Origin of the sequence: Pseudarthrobacter enclensis (assembly GCF_030811655.1) — a bacterium.
Classification (GTDB): domain Bacteria; phylum Actinomycetota; class Actinomycetes; order Actinomycetales; family Micrococcaceae; genus Arthrobacter; species Arthrobacter enclensis_A.
In genome coordinates this window covers 141,690-161,091 of the sequence record NZ_JAUSRE010000003.1, presented here as the reverse complement: position 1 = coordinate 161,091, position 19,402 = coordinate 141,690, and the positions used below count along the sequence as shown (strand labels likewise).

General features: G+C 66.7%; 20 protein-coding genes and 1 tRNA gene. 6 read left to right on the top strand and 15 right to left on the bottom strand.

The window, feature by feature from the left end; genetic code table 11:
* Positions 1-67 precede the first annotated feature (67 nt).
* From efeB to J2X98_RS04145, 4 genes are all read right to left on the bottom strand, one after another.
* On the bottom strand, positions 68-1,423 hold the full coding sequence (efeB, locus tag J2X98_RS04160; protein ID WP_307304534.1) for an iron uptake transporter deferrochelatase/peroxidase subunit: 1,356 nt from the start codon (positions 1,421-1,423) through the stop codon (positions 68-70).
* A complete protein-coding gene (gene efeO, locus J2X98_RS04155) occupies positions 1,420-2,616 on the bottom strand; it encodes an iron uptake system protein EfeO (protein WP_307304531.1) in 1,197 nt (398 codons plus the stop codon). Before efeO ends, efeB begins: the two co-directional genes overlap by 4 nt.
* 31 nt (positions 2,617-2,647) lie before the next feature.
* Positions 2,648-3,508, bottom strand: a complete 861-nt coding sequence (efeU, locus tag J2X98_RS04150; RefSeq protein ID WP_307304529.1) for an iron uptake transporter permease EfeU — start codon at positions 3,506-3,508, stop codon at positions 2,648-2,650.
* Positions 3,509-3,773: 265 nt separating this feature from the next.
* Positions 3,774-4,265: a YajQ family cyclic di-GMP-binding protein gene (locus J2X98_RS04145; protein WP_141942870.1), complete on the bottom strand. Its 492-nt coding sequence runs from the start codon at positions 4,263-4,265 to the stop codon at positions 3,774-3,776.
* 185 nt (positions 4,266-4,450) lie between these two features.
* On the opposite strand from J2X98_RS04145, the gene J2X98_RS04140 reads away from it, so the two are divergent.
* From J2X98_RS04140 to J2X98_RS04130, 3 genes are all read left to right on the top strand, one after another.
* Positions 4,451-4,705 carry a hypothetical protein gene (locus tag J2X98_RS04140; RefSeq protein ID WP_141942868.1) on the top strand — a complete coding sequence of 85 codons (255 nt, stop codon included), beginning with the start codon at positions 4,451-4,453 and terminating at the stop codon, positions 4,703-4,705.
* A 166-nt stretch (positions 4,706-4,871) separates the two neighbouring features.
* Positions 4,872-4,953, top strand: a tRNA-Tyr gene (locus J2X98_RS04135).
* 186 nt (positions 4,954-5,139) lie between these two features.
* The gene (locus tag J2X98_RS04130; protein WP_307304524.1) at positions 5,140-5,565 is read left to right on the top strand and encodes a CBS domain-containing protein; all 426 of its coding nucleotides are present in this window, start codon (positions 5,140-5,142) and stop codon (positions 5,563-5,565) included.
* Between the two features lie 95 nt (positions 5,566-5,660).
* Here the strand turns inward: J2X98_RS04130 and J2X98_RS04125 are convergent, their stop codons facing one another.
* Positions 5,661-6,635: a LysM peptidoglycan-binding domain-containing protein gene (locus J2X98_RS04125; protein ID WP_307304522.1), complete on the bottom strand. Its 975-nt coding sequence runs from the start codon at positions 6,633-6,635 to the stop codon at positions 5,661-5,663.
* Between the two features lie 289 nt (positions 6,636-6,924).
* Entirely contained in the window at positions 6,925-7,713 is a 789-nt protein-coding gene (locus J2X98_RS04120; RefSeq protein WP_307304520.1) for a potassium channel family protein, read from the bottom strand.
* Between the two features lie 71 nt (positions 7,714-7,784).
* Between J2X98_RS04120 and J2X98_RS04115 the strand changes: the two genes are divergently transcribed.
* Positions 7,785-8,339: an acyl-CoA thioesterase gene (locus tag J2X98_RS04115; protein ID WP_307304518.1), complete on the top strand. Its 555-nt coding sequence runs from the start codon at positions 7,785-7,787 to the stop codon at positions 8,337-8,339.
* Between the two features lie 94 nt (positions 8,340-8,433).
* Positions 8,434-8,862: a thioredoxin family protein gene (locus J2X98_RS04110; RefSeq protein ID WP_141942845.1), complete on the top strand. Its 429-nt coding sequence runs from the start codon at positions 8,434-8,436 to the stop codon at positions 8,860-8,862.
* A 67-nt stretch (positions 8,863-8,929) separates the two neighbouring features.
* Here J2X98_RS04110 and J2X98_RS04105 read toward each other — a convergent pair whose 3' ends face one another.
* Positions 8,930-9,208, bottom strand: a complete 279-nt coding sequence (locus J2X98_RS04105; RefSeq protein WP_141942843.1) for a putative quinol monooxygenase — start codon at positions 9,206-9,208, stop codon at positions 8,930-8,932.
* 103 nt (positions 9,209-9,311) lie between these two features.
* Between J2X98_RS04105 and J2X98_RS04100 the strand changes: the two genes are divergently transcribed.
* A complete protein-coding gene (locus J2X98_RS04100; RefSeq protein ID WP_307304513.1) occupies positions 9,312-10,988 on the top strand; it encodes an AMP-binding protein in 1,677 nt (558 codons plus the stop codon).
* Here J2X98_RS04100 and J2X98_RS04095 read toward each other — a convergent pair.
* From J2X98_RS04095 to J2X98_RS04060, 8 genes are read right to left on the bottom strand one after another with little or no spacing between them, the layout of a single operon-like run.
* Positions 10,985-11,593 (bottom strand): hypothetical protein, encoded by a 609-nt coding sequence (locus J2X98_RS04095; protein WP_307304510.1) that lies wholly within the window; start codon positions 11,591-11,593, stop codon positions 10,985-10,987. The two genes, J2X98_RS04100 and J2X98_RS04095, sit on opposite strands and share 4 nt — an antisense overlap.
* A 50-nt stretch (positions 11,594-11,643) precedes the next feature.
* Positions 11,644-11,787, bottom strand: coding sequence for a hypothetical protein (locus J2X98_RS04090; RefSeq protein ID WP_186338484.1), 144 nt, complete (start codon positions 11,785-11,787; stop codon positions 11,644-11,646).
* Positions 11,788-11,821: 34 nt separating this feature from the next.
* On the bottom strand, positions 11,822-13,621 hold the full coding sequence (locus J2X98_RS04085) for a glycoside hydrolase family 15 protein (RefSeq protein ID WP_307304507.1): 1,800 nt from the start codon (positions 13,619-13,621) through the stop codon (positions 11,822-11,824).
* 30 nt (positions 13,622-13,651) lie between these two features.
* A complete protein-coding gene (locus J2X98_RS04080) occupies positions 13,652-14,770 on the bottom strand; it encodes an enolase C-terminal domain-like protein (RefSeq protein WP_307304504.1) in 1,119 nt (372 codons plus the stop codon).
* A gap of 3 nt (positions 14,771-14,773) precedes the next feature.
* Positions 14,774-16,564: a thiamine pyrophosphate-requiring protein gene (locus J2X98_RS04075; protein WP_307304502.1), complete on the bottom strand. Its 1,791-nt coding sequence runs from the start codon at positions 16,562-16,564 to the stop codon at positions 14,774-14,776.
* Positions 16,565-16,566: 2 nt separating this feature from the next.
* The gene (locus tag J2X98_RS04070; protein ID WP_307304499.1) at positions 16,567-18,222 is read right to left on the bottom strand and encodes a GMC family oxidoreductase; all 1,656 of its coding nucleotides are present in this window, start codon (positions 18,220-18,222) and stop codon (positions 16,567-16,569) included.
* Positions 18,219-18,860 carry a gluconate 2-dehydrogenase subunit 3 family protein gene (locus J2X98_RS04065; protein WP_307304497.1) on the bottom strand — a complete coding sequence of 214 codons (642 nt, stop codon included), beginning with the start codon at positions 18,858-18,860 and terminating at the stop codon, positions 18,219-18,221. Before J2X98_RS04065 ends, J2X98_RS04070 begins: the two co-directional genes overlap by 4 nt.
* The gene (locus J2X98_RS04060) at positions 18,857-19,324 is read right to left on the bottom strand and encodes a hypothetical protein (RefSeq protein ID WP_222116071.1); all 468 of its coding nucleotides are present in this window, start codon (positions 19,322-19,324) and stop codon (positions 18,857-18,859) included. Before J2X98_RS04060 ends, J2X98_RS04065 begins: the two co-directional genes overlap by 4 nt.
* Positions 19,325-19,402 lie beyond the last annotated feature (78 nt).

Genomic DNA, 19,402 nt, shown 5'->3' with positions numbered 1-19,402 from the left:
TTGCGCAGCGGTTAACCTTTTGCGCGTCGGGAACGACGGCGGGGCGGGGCCGGCTTGAGCGGTCCGGCTACGTGAAGAGCCCCTCGCCGATGTACCCGCCGGGCTTGACCCCGCCGGGAACCGCGAACAGTCCCGAGCCCGTGTGCTTCAGGTACTCCACGGCCAGGGTGTCGCCCTTGGCCATCGCCATCTGCATGGGGATGTAGTGCGTCCGCGGATCGGTGACGAACGCGATGAAGAGCAGGCCGGCGTCGAGGTGGCCCACGCCGTCGGAACCGTCGGTGTAGTTGTAGCCCCGGCGCAGCATCCGCACTCCGCTGTTCTGGTTGGGGTGGGCCATCCGGACGTGGGAATCGATCGGGATGAGCGGTTTGCCGCCCTTGCCCTGACGGTTGAAGTCCGGCTCGGTGAACTCCTCGCCGCCAGAGAGCGGTGCGCCCGTGCCCTTGGTCCGGCCGATCAGGCCTTCCTGTTCGCCCAGCGAGGTGCGGTCCCACGTTTCGATATGCATCCGGATCCGGCGCGCCACCAGGTAGCTGCCGCCCGCCATCCAGGCATCCTGCGGGCGGGCGGCTTGGGCCCACACATGCTGGTCCAGCAGTTGCTCATCTTCCACTTTCAGGTTGGCGGTGCCGTCCTTGAAGCCGAAGAGGTTCCGCGGGGTGTGCTGCGCGCGGGAGGTGGAGGACGTCCGGCCGAAGCCCAGCTGGGACCAGCGGACCCGCACCTTTCCGAAGCCGATCCTGGCAAGGTTCCGGATGGCATGGACCGCCACCTGGGGGTCGTCGGCGCAGGCCTGGACTACCAGGTCGCCGCCGCTGCGGGCCGGGTCCAGATCGTCACCCGGGAAGTGAGGTAGGTCTATCAGGGCCTCCGGCCGCCTGCCGTCCAGGCCGAACCGGGCCACGCCGTCCTTCTCGAACAGGCTGGCGCCGAAGCCGAACGTCAGGGTCAGCTTCCCGGCGTTCAGGTCCAGGGCCTCGCCCGTGTCCTGGGGAGGAGCACCGTAGGGGCCGTCCACTGCGCCCGTTGTCCCTGCAGGGCGGCCTTCGGTCAGCGCCTCCGCTGCCCGCGTCCAGTCCTTCAGCAGTTGAATGAGCTCTTCACGCTTGGTGGTGGTGACGTCGAACGCGGCAATGTGGAGGCGGTCCTGGGCGGGGGTGGTGATGCCCGCCTGGTGGTCACCGTGGAAGGGGACAACAGGGCTGTCCGCGTCAGGTGCCGGGGCGGCAGAAGCCGCGACGGCGTCATGTCCCAGGAAGCCCGCGGCGAGCCCGGCGGCGGCGCCGCCCAGTCCGGCAATGCCAAACAGGCCGCGCCTGCTCAGGCGGCCTCCCGGCGTCGGGCTCTCCCCTTCCGAGGCATCCGTAGGTGCCTCAGCCGGTGCCTCCGGCGGCCGACCGCCAAAGGGGCAGCCGGTCACAGGACCACCGCCGCGGTCAGCCGGGACAGCGGTTCTCCGAGGGCGTCGACCAGTGAGGCGAGCCGCTGGACCTGCTCAGGGGACAGCTTGTCATAGGACGTGAAGCCCGCCCCCTGGGCATGGGTGGCAAGTTCGGCCTGCAGCGCGGCGAACTTCCCGTCCAGCGAGGCGGCCAAAGCGGCGTCCTTCAGCTGCAGGGCCGGCTTGAGGTTCTCGAACGCGATGCGGGCGCCGTCCACGTTCGCCTGGAAGTCCCAAAGGTCCGTGTGGGACCAGACTTCCTCTTCACCGGTCACTTTTCCGGTGGCAACCTCGTCCAGGAGTTCCTTGGCGCCGTTGCCCAGCATGTCAGCGGAGATTTCCACGGTGCGGGTGCGTTCCACCAGGTCCTTGGTGTCGGCCACCAGTTGGTCCGCGATGGCCGAGCGCCCGGCAGCGGTGAGGGCCGTGTAGGCGGCCGGCGGGAACAGGTCCTTTTCGGCACGGTGCCAGCCGGTCCACTCCTGGCCGGGTTCCGGGTCCGCCTCGCGTGCGTCAAGTTTCGGGTCCAGGTCGCCGAAGGACTCGGCGACGGGTTCAATCCGTTCCCAGTGCTGCCGCGTTGCCGCGTAGAGGGAGCGGGCTTGGTCGGTGTTGCCCGCTGTGAAGGCCGCGGCGAACTGCTCGGTGCCGGCAAGCAGTTGCTCGCTCTGGTCCTTGACGTAGGACGCGTACTGCGTGCTGGCCGTGTCCAGGAGTTTCTGGAAGTCCGCGTCCGCCGTCGGCTGGTCTTTTGACGGGGTCACTTCGAGGGCGGCCCTGATCCCGTCGCCCTCCATGCCTGGCTTGCACGCGGTGGTGTAGGTTCCGGCGGGGGCGGTGACCACCAGGTTGCGGCTCAGTCCCGGGCCGATGTTTTCCACCTCGCCCATGATGCGCAGCCCGTCCGCCGCCAGGAGGTAGAACTCGGTGACTTCGGTTCCTTCGTTCTTGACCGAGAACGTGAGGTTGCCGCTGGGCACGCTGGCGGCGGAGACGTTGCAGTCGGTATTGGAGCTGACCACGTCGATGGTGCCTCCGGAGGTGTCCGCCGCCTGGGTATTGTCAGTGCACCCGGTGAGGACCAGCGGGACGGTGACGACGGCGGCAGCCAGGGCGGGAAGCCGGGTGCGGAAGGCGTAGGGGCTAATTTTGGGCAGGCTGAAGCCAGGCATGGGGATTCCTTAGGTGCGGGTGAAAGGGGATTTAGGCGGCGGCCGCGGCCTTGGGGGCGGCGGTGGTGCCGGAGCCGGCAGGGGTAGCCGGAGTTTTGCCGTTGGTGCGCAGGTACAGGAACAGCACCGGCAGCACGTAGAGGAGCCAGGCTGCGGCTTCCAGCCAGGTGGTGGCGGAGGAGAAGTTGAGGGTGCCCTTGAGGAGCGTGCCGTACCAGGACGACGGCGGGACGGCGCCGCTGATGTCGAAGGCCAGGGAATGCAGGCCCGGAAGCAGCCCGGCCTCCTGCAGGTCATGGAGGCCGTAGGACAGGACGCCGCCCGCGATGACGATCAGGGCGGCCCCGGTCCAGGTGAAGAACCGGGAAAGGTTCACTTTCAGGACGCCCCGGTGCAGCAGGTAGCCAAAGCCGGCGGCTGCGGCCAGGCCAAGGAGGGCCCCGACGAGCGGCTGCGTGGATTCGCCCGTGGCCTTGGCAGCCGCCCAGAGGAAAAGTGCCGTCTCCAGGCCTTCGCGTCCCACCGCGATGGCAGCCACTACGGCCAGCCCCCAACCGGCCCCGCCGGCGGATCTGTCGACGCGCGTCTTCAGGTCGCTGCCGAGGGTCCTCGCGGTGCGGGCCATCCAGAAGACCATCCATGTCACGAGGCCGACGGCGGCGACGGACAGGGTGCCGCCGATCGCCTCCTGCGCTTCAAACGTGAGGCCCCTGGGCCCGAAGGTGAGGAGGGCGCCGAAGGCGACGGACACTGTAACCGCTGCTGCCACGCCTACCCAGAGCCGGGGGATGAGGTGGCGGCGGTCCGTTTTCGCCAGGTAGGCCATGAGGAGGACCACCACCAGGGTGGCTTCGAGTCCTTCGCGCAGGCCGATCAGGAAGTTGGCAGTCATGATGTTCTTTCAGTCAGGTAAGCCTTACTTAGGAAGGCCTAAGAAAGAGATTACCCGGCGTCGGCTATTACGCAAACTAACTGTGCCGTAATTGCCTGCCGTTACGCCCGAGGGATACCGTACCCCGGGGCAGGCAACCCTCGGGGTAGCACTGTGCAAGGGCGTCCGCGACACGCAAAAAGGCTGGCGCACCCGGGATATCAGGTGCGCCAGCCTTTCTGCGTAGCGGGAATCCTCTTGCGCGTCGAAAACGACCGCGGGAGGGCTAGCTGCGGAAGTTCACGAACTGCAGGTCGGCTTCGTCAAAATCCTTGAGGAGGGCCATCGTGGCCTGCAGGTCGTCGCGGGACTTGGAGGACACCCGGAGTTCATCGCCCTGGATCTGCGACTTGACCGACTTGGGGCCTTCGTCGCGGATCAGCTTGTTGATCTTCTTGGCCAGGTCCTGGGCAATGCCTTCCTTGATGGAGGCCTCCAGCCGGTACTCCTTGCCGGAGGCGTAGGGCTCGCCCTCGTCCAGCGACTTCAGCGAGATGCCGCGCTTGATCAGCTTGGACTGGAAGACGTCCAGGACAGCCTTGACGCGTTCCTCCGAGTTGGCCTTCATGAGGATCTTCTCGCCGCTGAAGTCGATCTCGGCGCCCACGCCCTTGAAGTCGTAGCGCTGGGCGATTTCCTTCTGCGACTGGTTGAGCGCGTTGGCCACCTCCTGCTTGTCCACTTTGCTTACGACGTCGAACGTTGACTCGCCTGCCATGACTCTCCTTTGTTGATGGGAGCCCTGTGCGGGGACAGGGCCGGGATCTCTGCCATCCAGCCTAGTACGGATGCCCTGCCGGGTGGGGGTGCGGGATTCACAGTTCCCTCTCAGCGGACGTAATGGCGGAATGAAGGAGGGGTGGCGAGAGTTGGAGAAGCAGTACCGCAGTTGAAGGGAACCCCATGCACCGCAAAGCCGCCCAATATGTCACCCGGACCACAACCGCAGCGGCAGGGGCGGTGGCCACGGCAGCAACCTCGGTGGCGGCGGCAGCGGTGGCGGCCTCCATCGTCCTCAGCCCGGTGGCGGATGCCTCCTCCCGGCTGGACGGCGTCCGGGCAGACCTGCAGAGGGCGGTCCAGCTGAACCAGATCACCCAGGAGCAGGCCATCAGCTTCGAAGCCAAGCTGGCCGGACGCATTCTTGGTGAGGCGTAGGGTCTGACTTTTGCCGACATTCCGGGTCATTTGGCGTGGTGCGGGACCCGATTCGATTCTTCGCCGGAAGTTCTGTAAAGTTGTCTTGCCCGCGGTTACTGAAGCGGAAAGCGCCGGAAACGGATGCTTCCCAACACTGCATCGGCGGGTACTTCTTTTGAAGTTCGGCAGATTACCCGAGCGGCCAAAGGGGGCTGACTGTAAATCAGCTGGCAACGCCTACGGGGGTTCGAATCCCTCATCTGCCACCCAAGGAAAAACCTCCGGAACCACCAGGTTCCGGAGGTTTTTTTGTTGGCCGGCACTCCTCGTGAACACTCCGAAAGAAGCCTCCACCCGCCGTCGACACCCTGTTGGCACGGGCGTAGGCTGGCAGGATCGGCGCATGTGCTCCGATGCCCTGCGTCGATATTCCATCGATGAAGGAGGATTCAATGAGTGCCGTACGTGAATTCATGACCACTGATGCGCGATGCATTGGGGAAGACGAGTCCCTCGCGGACGCGGCCCGGATGATGATGGACCTCGACTGCGGAGCCCTCCCCATCTGCGGTGATGACGGCAAATTGAAGGGCATGATCACCGACCGTGACATCGTGCTCAAATGCGTCGCCGCCGGCCGCGACCCCGCCCAGATGATGGCCCGGGAACTCGCTTCCGGCAAGCCCTACTGCATTGACGCCGACGCCAACGTTGATGCAGCCATCGACATGATGGAACAGCATCAGGTCCGCAGGCTTCCGGTGATCTCCGACCACAAGCTCGTGGGCATCATCAGCCAGGGCGACATTGCCCGCAATTACTCCGAGCAGCGCGTAGGCGAACTGGTGGAGCATATTTCAGAGCGCCACGGCGTGTAGCTCCGGCAGCGCGTCATGGCCTTGTCCGCGGATCCAGGCCCTGAAGGTCCGGACCCGCGGACAGACTTTTGAATGCCGGCTTCAGCCCACCCGGGTCAGTTCAGTGCGATCAGGAGCATCTGGCTGGTGCCCGGGATGCAGGTCTGCAGGATTGCCCGGGGGAAACCGCCGAAGACCGCGATCACATCGTTGGTGGTGCCGGGATTGGGGACGGTGCCGCGGCCGGTGGCTGTGAAGGTTCCGTAGCCGGGGATGCTCACGGTCTCACCCACGCTGATCCCGGAGAACCGGGCCCATCCGCCGCAGAAATCATGCTCGGTGATGAAGAGCGAGTAGCCGTCATTGGGGGTGTAGTGGATGGGCCCGATGCAGGCGTCCACCATGGACTGGCCGCCGGAGCCCGCCACGTAGATGGTCCGTACCGCAGGCGCTGCGGGAGCGGCCGCGGGAGCCGGGGCCGGCGCAGCAGCGGGAGCCGGTGCCGGTGCAGGGTCGGGAGCGGCCATGGCGACAGCCGGGCCGGTCAGCAGGAGGGTCTGGCCGGGGTAGATGGTGCTGTAGGCAGAGAGCCCGTTCGCGGCAAGCATGCCGTTCATGTCCACGCCGTGGCTGGCGGCAATCGCGCCCACGGTATCGCCGGGGACCACCGTGTACAGGTTTGGATCACCTGCAGGTTCGGGGGGCGGCGCAGGTGCTGGTGCCGGAGCGGGTTCGGGCGCTGCCGGCGCTTCGGCGGCCGGCGCAGGCGCTGCCTCTGCAGCCGGTGCGGCAGCTGCTGCGGCTCCCTGGGCCGCGACCGCGGCCACGGCGTCGCCGCGGGCAGCGGTGCTTGGCGCCGGTGGTGCGGCGGTCTCTGCAACCTGGACTGCCGGCGTCGTGCTTGCGCTGAGGGAGGTGGGCGGTGCGGCCATGGCGCCCACACCTACAGCTGCCACAACGGCCGCCGCGGCCATGCCGGCCCACAATTTGTTGCTGATGAGCGGACGGCCGGTACTGAGGTCCGTGCGCGGTTCGTCGGTGACGAAACTCCGGCTGGAGCCGTCGGGGGAGGTGGAGATCTTCTGGTTCATGGGTAGCCCATCCGGGGACGGTCCGGCCAGGCAGTGCCTTGCGGGCACGCCAGGTCGCCGGACGGATCGAGATGTTAAGGCGCCGCAGGCACCGGCAGCTGCCGGTGGCCGCGGGCGGCGCCGGATGGAGGCCTCCGCATACCCAGAAAATACGGAGCTCCGCATGAAGGCCGGTTTCCCGGAAGCCACCCGGGAGAACCTGCCAGACGTGTCGGTCCTAGGAATCCCGAGTCTAGGAATCACGCCAAGCAGGCAGCACCAGTAGGAATTACCCGAGTTTTGCGGTCTGCTACTCGCCCGTCCCGGCCCCGCTACTCAAGCCAGGGCGGTCCAATACTTGCGGCGGCTGCATGCGGTGTTCCCGCAGGTCTGCGATTTCACGACGCAGCAATGCGATCTCGGCCACGAGCTCCGCAACCTCCACCCGGACCGGTTCCTCCACGGCCTCTGCCACCGACTCGGCCGTATCCTCGACCCGCTGGACGAGCCAGGAAGCGATGGAAGCGGTGACCACACCCAGCACCGCGATGCCGCTCATCATCAGCGCCGTGGCCACCAGCCGGCCTATGGGCGTGACCGGGTACATGTCCCCGTAGCCCACGGTGGTAATGGTGGCCGTTGCCCACCACAGGGCATCGCCGAACGAGGTGATCTTTGCATCCGGCGCCCACTGCTCCACATCCAGCACGGCCAGGGCGCCCACAAAGACCAGAAGCGCCGCAGATGCCGCCACATACGTCACCACCCGGCCGCGCAGCGTCTCGCCCACGGTCCGGTGCAGGACGGACAGCAGCGTCACCAGCCGCAGCAGCCGCAGGGGCCGGAAGAACGGGAGGGCCACGATCAACAGCTCATGCAGGTTCCGGACGAACCATTGCCGGCGGTCCTCGGCCAGCCACAGCTTCGCCGCATAGTCCAGGACGAACACGCACCAGGTCACCCACATGACGGTCTCGAGCCAGTCAGCCCCGCTGCCCTCAACCCTGCCGATGACCTGCCACGCGTACGCGCCCAGGAACACCAGCGTGGTAGCCATCAAGGGCCACTCGGCAAGGGCCCGGTAGCGTTGCTGCGTCATGCAGGAAATCCTACGGCGGTTGGCGTGCCCCCCGGAGCCTGCAGGATGTTACCCGCGGGTAGCATTGGTCCATGCACCTGCTTCTGAGAACCCTGCTTCTGCTCTTCCGGTCCAAACGGCGGACGCCCGTCACGGTGTGGGAGGCGTCGTCGCTGCCGCTGCGCGTCCTGCCCACGGACATCGACATTGCCATGCACGTAAACAACGGCATGTACCTCTCGCTCATGGACCTGGGCCGGTTCGACCTGATGGTCCGCAGCGGCATCTGGCAGCGCATGCGCCGCCGCGGCTGGAGCCCTGTGGTGTCGGCCGAGACCATCTCCTTCCGCAAATCGCTGCAGCTGTGGCAGGACTACACCATCGAGACGCGCGTCATCGGACTGGACAGCAAGGCGATCTTCTTCGAGCAGCGCATGGTGGCCGACGGCGAAATTTACGCCCGCGCCTACATCGCCACCCGGCTGGTCACCAAGGCCGGCCCGGTCAGCCAGGAGGACATCCTCACCGAGTTCGGGGTCCCGCCGGCGGACCTCGTGCTCCCCGAGTGGATCCACGGGTGGCGCGCCTCCAGCGCCCTTCCCGGCAGCCGCACCCCCGCCCCGCACCTGTGGGACACCAACGCCTGAACCCTGGTGCCGCCGTCGTACCTCCCGTTATTCCCAATGACGCGGGGAGCGAACACCCGCGACATGGCCCGGGCCGGGCGCGTAGCGTGGACACATGGCTACCCTTGACATCACAGGTGAACAGTTCGCATCGACGATCGAAGGCAACGACATTGTCCTGGTCGATTTCTGGGCAGAATGGTGCGGCCCCTGCAAGCAGTTCGGCCCTACGTATTCGGCAGTATCCGAGAAGCACCCCGACGTCGTCTTCACCAAGGTGGACACCGAAGCGGAGCAGCAGCTCGCGGCAGAGGCCGGCATCACCTCCATCCCCACGTTGATGGCCTTCCGCGAAAAGGTGCTGGTGTTCTCCCAGCCCGGCGCGCTGAACGCCCAGCAGCTGGAACAGGTGGTGGACGCGGTGAAGGCGCTGGACATGGATGAGGTCCACGCCCACGTGGCCCGCCAGCAGGAGGAGGCAGCGGGCAAGCCGGCCAGCCCCCAGGGCGGTGCCCAGGACGGCACGCAGATCCCGGACTTCTAAAACCCAGTAGACGCAGAATGCGGGGCCTCCGACAGGGAGGCCCCGCATTCTGCGTTTAACGGGTGCGCTAGACGCGTTCCACCTTGACGGGTTCGGCCAGCAGCGCGCTCAGTGACTCGTTCAGGTCCTGGACGGCGATGCCCTTGGAGTGCCTGTCCAGGTCTTCCTCGGATGCCCACTGCTCGGTCAGGACGAGCTTTTCCTCGGTGGCTTCAGTCAGTTCGTACTGGATGCAGCCTGGTTCCTTCACCACCTCATCGATGGCGATTTCCAGGGCCAGCTTGACGCGGTGGAACTCGCCTTCGTTGGGGATGAACGTTGCTGTCAGGTCAATCGGTGCACTCATGAATGTCACAATACCGGGCGCCGCCTTGCCGTCCCGTTCCGTTGCGCGCGTTCCCGGCCCCGTCCTCCTTCTCCAGCGCCGTTCCTGTTGGTAGCGTGCCCTCATGCGTGCTTATACAGCCGGGGACACTGACGTCCCGCTCCTGGCGGAAACCATTGGCGAGAACTTTGAGCGCACCGTTGCGCGGTTTCCGCTCCACGACGCACTGATCGAGGCAGCGCCGGTGCCTGGCGGTGACGCCCGCCGCTGGAGCTACACCAAGATGAACGACGACGTCGACCGGCTGGCGCGGGCACTGCTCGCCATGGGCGTCGGCAAAGGGGAGAGGGTGGGCATCTGGAGCCCCAACTGCGCCGAATGGACGCTGCTGCAGTACGCCACGGCGAAAATCGGCGCCATCCTGGTCAACGTCAACCCGGCCTACCGCAGCCATGAACTTGAGTTCGTGGTCAAGCAGAACGGGATGCGGATGCTGGTCACGGCACCGTCGGACACCAACAGCGATTACGTGTCCATGGCACGCCAGGCGCTCCTGACCTGCCCGGACCTGCATGAGCTCGTGTTCCTGCCGGACCATGGACTGGACGCACTGGATGCCGGCAACCCCCAAAGTGACGCGGAACTGACCTACGCCGAGCTGCTCAGGCGGGCGGACGGCGTCGCCCATGCGCACCTGTTGGCCCGCATGGCCGAACTCCGGCCGCACGATCCCATCAACCTGCAGTACACCTCGGGCACCACAGGATTTCCCAAAGGCGCCACGCTGACGCACCACAACATCCTGAACAACGGCTACGCCATCGGCGAGCTGCTCGGCTACACCGAGCATGACCGGGTGGTTATCCCCGTGCCGTTCTACCACTGCTTTGGCATGGTGATCGGCAACCTCAACGCGCTCAGCCACGGCGCCGCCACCATCATCCCCGGGCGGGGCTTCTCGCCCGCTGCCGCGCTTGAGGCAGTGCAGGATTTCGGCGGGACGTCCCTGTACGGGGTGCCCACCATGTTCATCGCCGAACTGGCGCTGCCCGATTTCGGCTCCTATGACCTGTCCACGCTCCGCACCGGGGTGATGGCGGGTTCGCTGTGTCCCATTGAGGTGATGAACCGGGTGATCTCGGAGATGCACATGGTGGACGTGGCCATCTGCTACGGCATGACCGAGACCTCACCGGTGTCCACCATGACCCGGAAGGGGGACACCCTCCAGCAGCGGACCGAGACCGTGGGCCGGACCATGCCGCAGCTGGAGAGCCGCATCGTGGACCCCGTCACCGGGGAGGAACTGGAGCGCGGGCAGATCGGCGAGCTCTGCACCCGTGGCTACGCCGTCATGGCGGGGTACTGGAACCAGCCGGAGAAGACGGCCGAGGCGATCGATGCCGACGGGTGGATGCACACCGGCGACCTCGCCCGGATGGATGAGGACGGGTATGTGGTGGTGGAAGGCCGGATCAAGGACATGGTGATCCGCGGCGGAGAAAACATCTACCCGCGGGAGATTGAGGAGTTCCTCTACACACACCCATCAATCCAGGACGTGCAGGTCATCGGCGTACCGGACCCCAGGTACGGCGAGGAACTCATGGCGTGCATCATCCTCAAGCCCGGCGCGGAACCGCTGGACGCTGCGGCGCTTGCGGACTTTTGCCGGGGGAAGCTGGCGCACTACAAGATCCCCCGCTATGTCGAGGTCCGCGAGAGCTTCCCCATGACGGTTTCCGGGAAGATCCGCAAAGTCCAGATGCGCGAGGAAGCAGTGGCCCGGCTGGGACTCTAGGTGTCCAGCCGGCGGCGCCGGCCCGTTCCCGCCCTGGCCACCAGCACGGCTGCCAGGGCAACCGCGGCCAGCGCCGCCATGGCGGGCACAGCGCTTCCTTTCCACCGGTCCGGGGATGTGGTCCGGTTGCTGCCGACGGCGGCGTCGCTGCCCGGAATGTTCCAGTCGGATGGAGCGGGAAAGATGCCTGCCGGGAGCTTTTCCTGCTGCAGCTGCCGGCGTGCGGCGAGGCGCTCGCGGACCTCATCGTTCGGCGCGGGCACGATGGTGTCCGCGATGGCCGCGACCGAAAGGTCAACGATGTAGGGCTCGCCGTAGTACGCCGAGGAGGCCACTGATTCCAGCCAGGTGCCCGGCGGTGTCGCCACGCGGTGCCGGGCAAAGGCAGCGCGGAGCATCTCCTGGATGTCGTCCAGGCTTTTGCCGTCGGCGTCCCGGGTGACCTCGAAGATGGCCAGCTGAAGCCGAACCTTTTCATCCGCCATGGGGTCCGTGGCTGACGGGTCCAGGCCTGTGACGTCCTGCCCCGTGGGATCCTGTGCGTCGGGTGTGACAGCCACCAGCTCCGGAGCGGCCGGATCTGCGTTGCGTTTGTTGGTGCTCAATGGATCCCTTTCAGTACGTCATGCCCGGGCGGCCGGGCAACAGGCCAGTGTCAGCGGACCCGGAACGGGTCAGCGTCGGCGGCCGGCAGGCTCAGTCCGTTACCGGGTCTGTCTTCGTGCCGTACCCATCCGCAGTCCGGCTCAAGCGTTCCGTCGAAGAACAGGTTCTCGATCCAGACGTGGTCGTGAACCATTCCAGGTGGCGGAAGTTGGGTGTGGCGGCGGCCGTCAGGTTGGGCTGGGAATGGGCTTGTTGCTTTGTTTGGAACGTCCCTGGTGGAGCTGCAGGGCGCAGTGGATGAGGGGAAAGTGGCTGAAAGCCTGAGGGGTGTTGCCCAGCTGGCGCTGGTGCTTGGGATCCCATTCTTCGCTGAGTAATCCAACGTCGTTGCGGAGGCCGAGCAGGCGCTCGAAGAGTTCCTCGGCTTCATGTTGGCGTCCTATGCCCAGCAGGGCGTCGACAAGCCAGAAGGAGCAGGCGAGGAAGACGCCTTCCGTCCCGGGCAGGCCGTCGTTACTTGCTTGCGGGCGGTACCGAAGGACGAAGCCGTCTTCGGTGAGGTGCTTCTGGATGGCATCCACAGTACCGACCACTCGCGGATGGTCGTGCGGCAGGAATCCCACACGGGGAATCAGCAGGAGGCTCGCGTCAAGCTCTTTGCTCCCGTAGGACTGGACGAAAGTGTTGCGGTCGCTGTCGAAGCCATGTGCCATGACGTCTTTATGGATGGTGTCGCGCAACGCAGACCAGCGATCGACCGGGCCGGGCAGGCCGTAATGCTGGACTCCCTTGACCATGCGGTCTGCTGCCACCCAGGCCATGACCTTTGAGTGGGTGTTGTGGCGGCGGGGACCTCTCATTTCCCAGAGTCCGTTGTCGGGCTGGTCCCAGGCCCCCTCGAGGTATTCCATCAAGGCGACCTGGATATCCCAGGAATCGTCTCCCGCTCCGGCCGGCCCGGCGGCGCGGGTCAGGGAAAGCCCGTCCAGGACCTCGCCCCATACATCCAGCTGCAGCTGCGGAGCCGCGGCGTTTCCTGTCCTGACGGGTTTGGATCCCTCGAATCCGGCGAGCCAGGGCAGTTCTGTTTCGGGAAGGCGGCGCGTGCCGTCAATCCCATACATGATCTGAAGGTCGGCCGGGTCGCCGGCGACGGCCCGCAGCAGCCATTCCCGCCAGGCGGCCGCTTCATCGACATAGCCCGCGGCGAGCAGCGACTGAAGCGTCAGCGTCGCGTCGCGGAGCCAGCAGAACCGATAGTCCCAGTTCCGTGTCCCTCCCGGATCCTCCGGCAGGGAAGTGGTGGGAGCTGCCACGATGCCGCCGGTCGGCGCATAGATCAGCCCTTTGAGGGTTATGAGGGAACGCTCTACGGCATCCTTGTATTCACCGTCAATCCTGCTGCGGGAACTCCACCGTTGCCAGTAATCTTCGGTTACCTGCAGCGCCTGGTGGGAGTCGGTTTTCCGCGGGGCCGGTTTGCTGCTGGGGAACCACCTCAACACGAAAGGCACCTGTTCTCCGGCCCGGACAGTGAACTCGCTGATGGTTCGCATGTCCCGGCCCTCGAGTGGCGCTGCGGTGTTGAAGTAGGCCGCGTCAGGACCGGCTATGGCGCTGAGGCCGTGCTCACCGCGCCTCACCCACGGCACGATGCGTCCATAGTCAAAGCGCAGGCACAATTCTCCGTACATCTGCACGGTGCCGGTCGAGCCTTCCACAATCCGCACCATGTCGGCGGCGTCGTCGCGGATCGGCATGAAGTCCGTGACCTTGACGCTGCCCTGGGCAGTTTCCCATTCGGTTTCGAGAATCAGGGTGCCTGGCCGATACCTCCGGCGGGTGCACTTTTGTGCCCCTGCGGGTGCCAGGAGCCACCGGCCTGCGGCGGGGGTGTCCAGCAAAGCTGCGAAGCAGGCGGGGGAGTCGAACCTCGGCAGGCACATCCAGTCGATTGACCCGCTGGTGCTGATCATCGCGGCGGTGTGAAGGTCCCCCACGAGTGCGTAATCACTGATGTCTGACATTGTTCCCTTCCTGATCCGTTGTGGTCAGCATTAGCGGACCCGGAATTTGTCGGCCTCAGCGGTACGCAGCGACAGCCCGTTGCCGGGCGCAGCACCGGGCCGCAGCCACCCGCCGTCGGGGTCCAGCGTTCCGTCGAAGAACAGGTTCTCGATCCTGACGTGGTCGTGGAACCATTCCAGATGGCGGAAGTTGGGTGTGGCGGCGGCGACGGCGGCGCTGAGGTGGGGTGCGCAGTGGCCGGAGAGTTCCAGGCCGTGGGCTGCGGCGACTGCGGCGATACGCAGCCATTCGGTGATCCCGCCGCACCTGCTGACATCGGCCTGCAGGCAGTCGATGGCATCGGCCGCGCACAGGCGCTGGAAGTAGGGGAGGCCCGTACCGTATTCACCGGCTGCCACGTCCGCGTCCACAGCGTCCCGCACCACCCGCAGCCCGGCCAGGTGGTCGCTGGAGACGGGCTCCTCGAACCAGGTCACAGCCTCGGCGGCCACCTCCCGCAGGACGCGGACCGCCTGCTTTGCGGTGTAGGCGCCGTTGGCGTCGACGAACAGTTCCGTTCCGGGTCCGACGGCGGCACGCGCCTGGCGGATGCGTTCCAGGTCGCGCGGGACGTTCGTTCCGTTGTCCTGGCCGATCTTGATCTTCACCCGCGGGATGTTTTGGCGACGGGCCCAGCCTTCGAGCTGGCTGCGCAGCTGGTCTGCCGTGTAGGTGGTGAAGCCGCCGCTGCCGTAGACCGCCACCTTGTCCCGGACGCTGCCGAGCAGCTTGTGCAGCGGCAGGTCCAGGAGGCGGGCTTTGAGGTCCCAGAGGGCGCAGTCGACGGCGGACACGGCGTAGGAGGCCAGCCCTGTGTTTCCGGGGTTGCGGACTGCCCTGGCCATGGCGGCCGCAGCAGCCGGGACGTCAAAGGCATCCACGCCGCTCACGGCGGGACTGAGGAGTCCTTCCACCAGGCCTGCTGCCGCGGCCGGCGCGTAGGTCCAGCCCAGGCCGGTCTTCCCGCCGGCGGCGGCCTGCACCAGCACCATGGTGGTGGAGTCCCAACTGTACGTTCCGTCCGCTTCGGGACCGTCGGTGGGGACCGTGTAAGCGGCCGCCTGGACGGCGGTCACAGGAGCCTCCGCAGTGGCCCTGGCCGGCCTCATGGTTCAGCCCTCCTTGTGCGGCAGGAATTCCTGGATCTTGGTCTTGACCCCTTCCTTCACCACGCCCCAGGCGCTGTCATCGCCCTTGACCATGGCTTCTGCCGTCTTCCTTGCCTGCTCCAGGGTGGCGTGCGGCGGGATGGGCGGGATGTTGGGGTCGGTCCGCACATCCAGGAGGGTTGGCCTGTCCGCGGCGAGGGCTTTCTCCCAGGCCGGCCCCACGTCGTCGGGGTTGTCCACGTGGATGCCCTGCAGCCCCAGGCTTTCGGCGAACCCGGCGTAGTCCACGTCCGGGAGGGCCTGGGATTCACGGAAGGCCGGAACCCCGCCCATGGCCCGCATTTCCCAGGTGACCTGGTTGAGGTCGTTGTTGTGGAGGACGGCCACCACCAGGCGGGGATCGTCCCATTCGGGCCAGTAGTGCTTGACGGTGATCATCTCGGCAAGGCCGTTCATCTGCATGGCCCCGTCGCCTGCGAAAGCGATGGCGGGGCGCCCGGGATGGGCGAACTTCGCCCCGATGGCATAGGGAACGCCGGGGCCCATGGTGGCGAGGTTTCCAGACAGTGAGCCCCGGACTTCGCCGCGGAACTTCAGCTGCCGGGCATACCAGTTGGCTGATGACCCCGAGTCCGCGCTCAGCATGGCGTTCATGGGCAGGCGGGTGGAGAGCTCGGCAAAGAGGCGCATGGGGTTGACGGGATCCGCGCTGACCATGGCCTCGTCATGCATGGTTTCCCACCACCGGCTGATGGAGGACTGCAGGCCCTCCTGCCAGGAGCGGTCCTGCTTCCGGTCCAGGTGCGGGATCAGTGCCCGCAACGCTGTGCGGGCGTCGGCCACGATGTTGAATTCGTTCGTGTACCGCAGCCCGATCATTTTCGGGTCCACGTCGATCTGCACGCCCCGGGCCTGTCCCGGCTCGGGAAGGAACTGGGTGTAGGGGAAGCTGGAGCCCACCGTGAGCAGCGTGTCGCAGTCACGCATCATTTCGTAGCTGGGCCTGGTGCCCAGCAGCCCGATGGAGCCCGTGACGTACGGCAGGTCATCGGGCAGGGAGTCCTTGCCCAGCAGGGCCTTGGCCACGCCCGCGCCCAGCAGTTCCGCCACTTCCCGCACCTCGGCGGGCGCCTCCCGGGCACCCTGGCCTATCAGGATGGCCACTTTCGAGCCCTCGTTGAGGAGTTGGGCGGCACCGCGGATGGCCGCGCTGTCGGGCTCGATGTCGGGCCACTTGATGCCGAGGCTGGAGGGGACCATCTTGAATTCGTGGGTGGGGGCGGCGTATTCGAGTTCCTGCACATCCGCCGGGATGATGATGGCCGTGGGGGCCCGCTGCGCATCGGCAATCCGGATGGCCCTGTCCAGGACATTGGGGAGCTGCTGCGGGACGGTGACCATCTGGACGTAGTCGGAGGCCACGTCCTTGAACAGGGTCAGCAGGTCCACCTCCTGCTGGTAGGAGCCGCCCATGGCGCTGCGGGCTGTCTGCCCCACGATGGCCACCACCGGAACGTGGTCCAGCTTGGCGTCGTAGAGCCCGTTGAGCAGGTGGATGGCCCCGGGCCCGGAGGTGGCCATGCACACCGCCACCCGGTCGCCGAACTTGGCGTAGCCCACCGCCTCGAACGCGGCCATCTCCTCGTGCCTGGCCTGGATGAATTTCGGTTGGTTCCCCGCTTTGCCGAAGGCTGCGAGGATGCCGTTGATGCCGTCTCCGGGGAATCCGAAGACCTTGTCCACACCCCACTCACCCAGCCGGGAGAGCAGGTAGTCAGCCACTGTAGTTGCCATGATCAGTCTTCCTTCATGCTCATCGGGGTGCCCCTGCGGGCACCTTGGACCAGGACGCCCGCGGCACGGGCCGCAAGCGCCATGATGGTCAGCGCGGGATTTGCGCTGCCTTGGGTGGGCAGCACGCTGCCGTCGGTGACCAGGAGGTTGGGTACCGCGAAACTGCGCAGGTTGCGGTCCACCACCCCGTCCTGCTCGCCCGCGGCCATCCGTGCACCACCCACCAGGTGCGCGTAGCGGTTGATGGTGATCACTTCCTGCGCTCCCGCGGCGGTGAGGATCCGCTCCATGACCTGCTGGGCCGCGGACATCAGCTGCCGGTCGTTGTCGCACTGGCTGTAGCTGAAGCGGGCCACGGGAATGCCATGGCGGTCCGTTTCCTCCGCCAGCGTCACCCTGTTCTCCCGGAGGGGGAGGAACTCGCAGAGGGCACCCAGGCATGCCCAGTGCGGGTAGTCGCTCATGTAGCGCCGAAGCGCGGCGCCCCAGTGTCCCTGTGCTGCCACGTGCTCCGCCCACGTGATGGGAAGCGGGGAGACGCACTGGATGGAGAATCCGCGCTTGTACGGCTTCGCCGGGTCAGTTTCGTAGAAGTCCTCCGTGCTGACTTCCGGGGGCGGCGCCTTCCACATCCGCACCTCGGCCTGGAACCGCCCGGCGGTCTGGGGTGCGCCCTGCACCATGAGGTACCGGCCCACCTGGTCAAAGTCGTTGCACATGCCCTCCGGGAAGCGCGGCGAGGTGGAGTTGAGCAGGAGCCGTGGTGTTTCGATCGAATACCCTGCCACGGCAACAATGCGGGCGCGCTGGAACCTGTTGATTCCGTCGTGGACATATTCGACGCCGGTGGCCAGGCCGGTACGCTCGTCGAACCCGATCCGCGTGGCCATGGAGTCGGGGCGGATTTCGGCGCCGTGGGCCAGGGCGTCCGGGACGTGCGTGATCAGCGGCGAGGCCTTGGCATTGACTTTGCAGCCCTGGAGGCAGAAGCCCCGGTAGATGCAGTGCGGCCGGTTGCCGAAGCGGCCGTTGGCGATGGCCACCGGACCCACCTTTGCGGTGATCCCGCAGGCGTTGGCGCCTCTCAGGAAAATTTCCCCGTTCCCGGAGACGGGGTGCGGCCGGTGCGGATAGCCGTGCGGATCGCCCCAGGGCCAGCGTTCGCCCGAGACTGGAAGTTCGGCCTCGATGTCCTCGTAGAACGGCCGGAGTTCCCCGTACTCCAGCGGCCAGTCGGCCCCGACCCCGTCCCAACTGAAGGTACGGAAATCGCTGGGATGGAACCGTGGTGTGTAACCGGCGAAATGCACCATGGATCCGCCCACGCCCCGGCCCGAATTGTTCGACCCCAGGGGCACGGGGTCTGAGCCGCCGATCACCCGCGGCTCAGTCCAGTACAGGTGGTGCGAGCCGGCTTCGTCACTCACCCAGTCCTGCTCGGGGTCCCAGAACGGGCCCTCGTCCAGGCCCACCGCCCGCCAGCCTGCGCGTGCAAGGCGCTGGAGCAAGGTGGCGCCGCCGGCACCGCAGCCCACAATGACCACGTCCACCTCATCGTCGTCGGCATACCGGCGCATCCGGTCCCGCAGTTTCGAGTTCGTGCCTGGACCCGCGGGCAGCAGCCAGGCAGATTCGTTCCGCTCACGGAGGCCGCTCATCTGTCAGCCCTACGGGTCGGATCCGCTTCAGGCCGCACGTCCCGCACTTCGAACGGTTCCAGCCGGTCCACACCCAGGTTCTTGTAGCCGCGGGGATAGGCCGGACCGGCGAAGCCGATCTCGTCCCACGCCAGGGGATGGGAGTAGAACGCGGTGCAGGCGTACCGCGTCCACAACCCCCACACCCGGTCAGCCGGCAGGCCGTGCCAAAGGTCCTGGCCGCGGTCGCAGATGTCCTGCAGCAGCCTGGCCTGCCCGTCCAGTGGGAGCAACGCGAACGTGCAGCCTTCCCGCGACTGCGCCTCCCGGTCGAGCGCACCGAGGGATGCGCGCCAGGCCGCACCGTCCCGGGGCATGTTGTCGTAGTGCCAGCCGTCGGTTTCATCTTCCGCCAGCCGCGCGTCCACCATGTTCACCACCGGCACCCTTGGTTCGGCATGCTGGTCCAGCAACTGGTCGAAGAGGGCCCGCGCCGCGGCTTCCTCCGCAGGGGTGAAGAAGCGGACGTCCGGAGGCAGGGCCATCCTGCCCTGCACGACGGCGGCCGTCACCGGGTCCCAGTGCGGCGCCTGGGCGAGGGCACTGAAGCCAGGGTAACGGCCGCCGCCATCGGCATCTGCCAGGGGGAGGCCGGTCACGGTTCCCTCCTCAGGACCGCCGCCAGCAAGCCCATGCCGCCTACCATCGTGACCAGCAGCGGTGCGAACAGCGGCGGCCCCATCTCCAGGTTGTAGCGCAGGTTGGACAGGCCACCCGGCTTCTGCCGGATGCCCCGCAGGTGCAGCCACGTGCCCTGCAGGCCGTTGGCCACGATCGCCGCGCTGGCCAGCGGCAGGGCTGTCTTGGCCATACGGCGGCTGAAAACTCCGGCAACCCCCGCTGCCGCACCCAATGGGCCCAGGGCAACCGGGGCCCACATCCATTTGTTGCCGAAGCTAGCCTTGTCATGCTCAAGGAAAATTTCCGCCGCCGTGACCAAGGCGCCGACGGCGGTCAGGGCCGACAGCGAGCGTTCAAACCGGCCCGTCTGAACGTTCCTGACCAGCCGGTCGATACCGTGGACGGTCTCCGCCACGGTTCGCTGTGCGGGGTGTGTTCTCACGATTTTTCCTTTCTGCCGGGCGGTCCCGTCACCGCGGACCGCGTGCGCACCCGCAACCTTTGCGGAGCATCAACTATC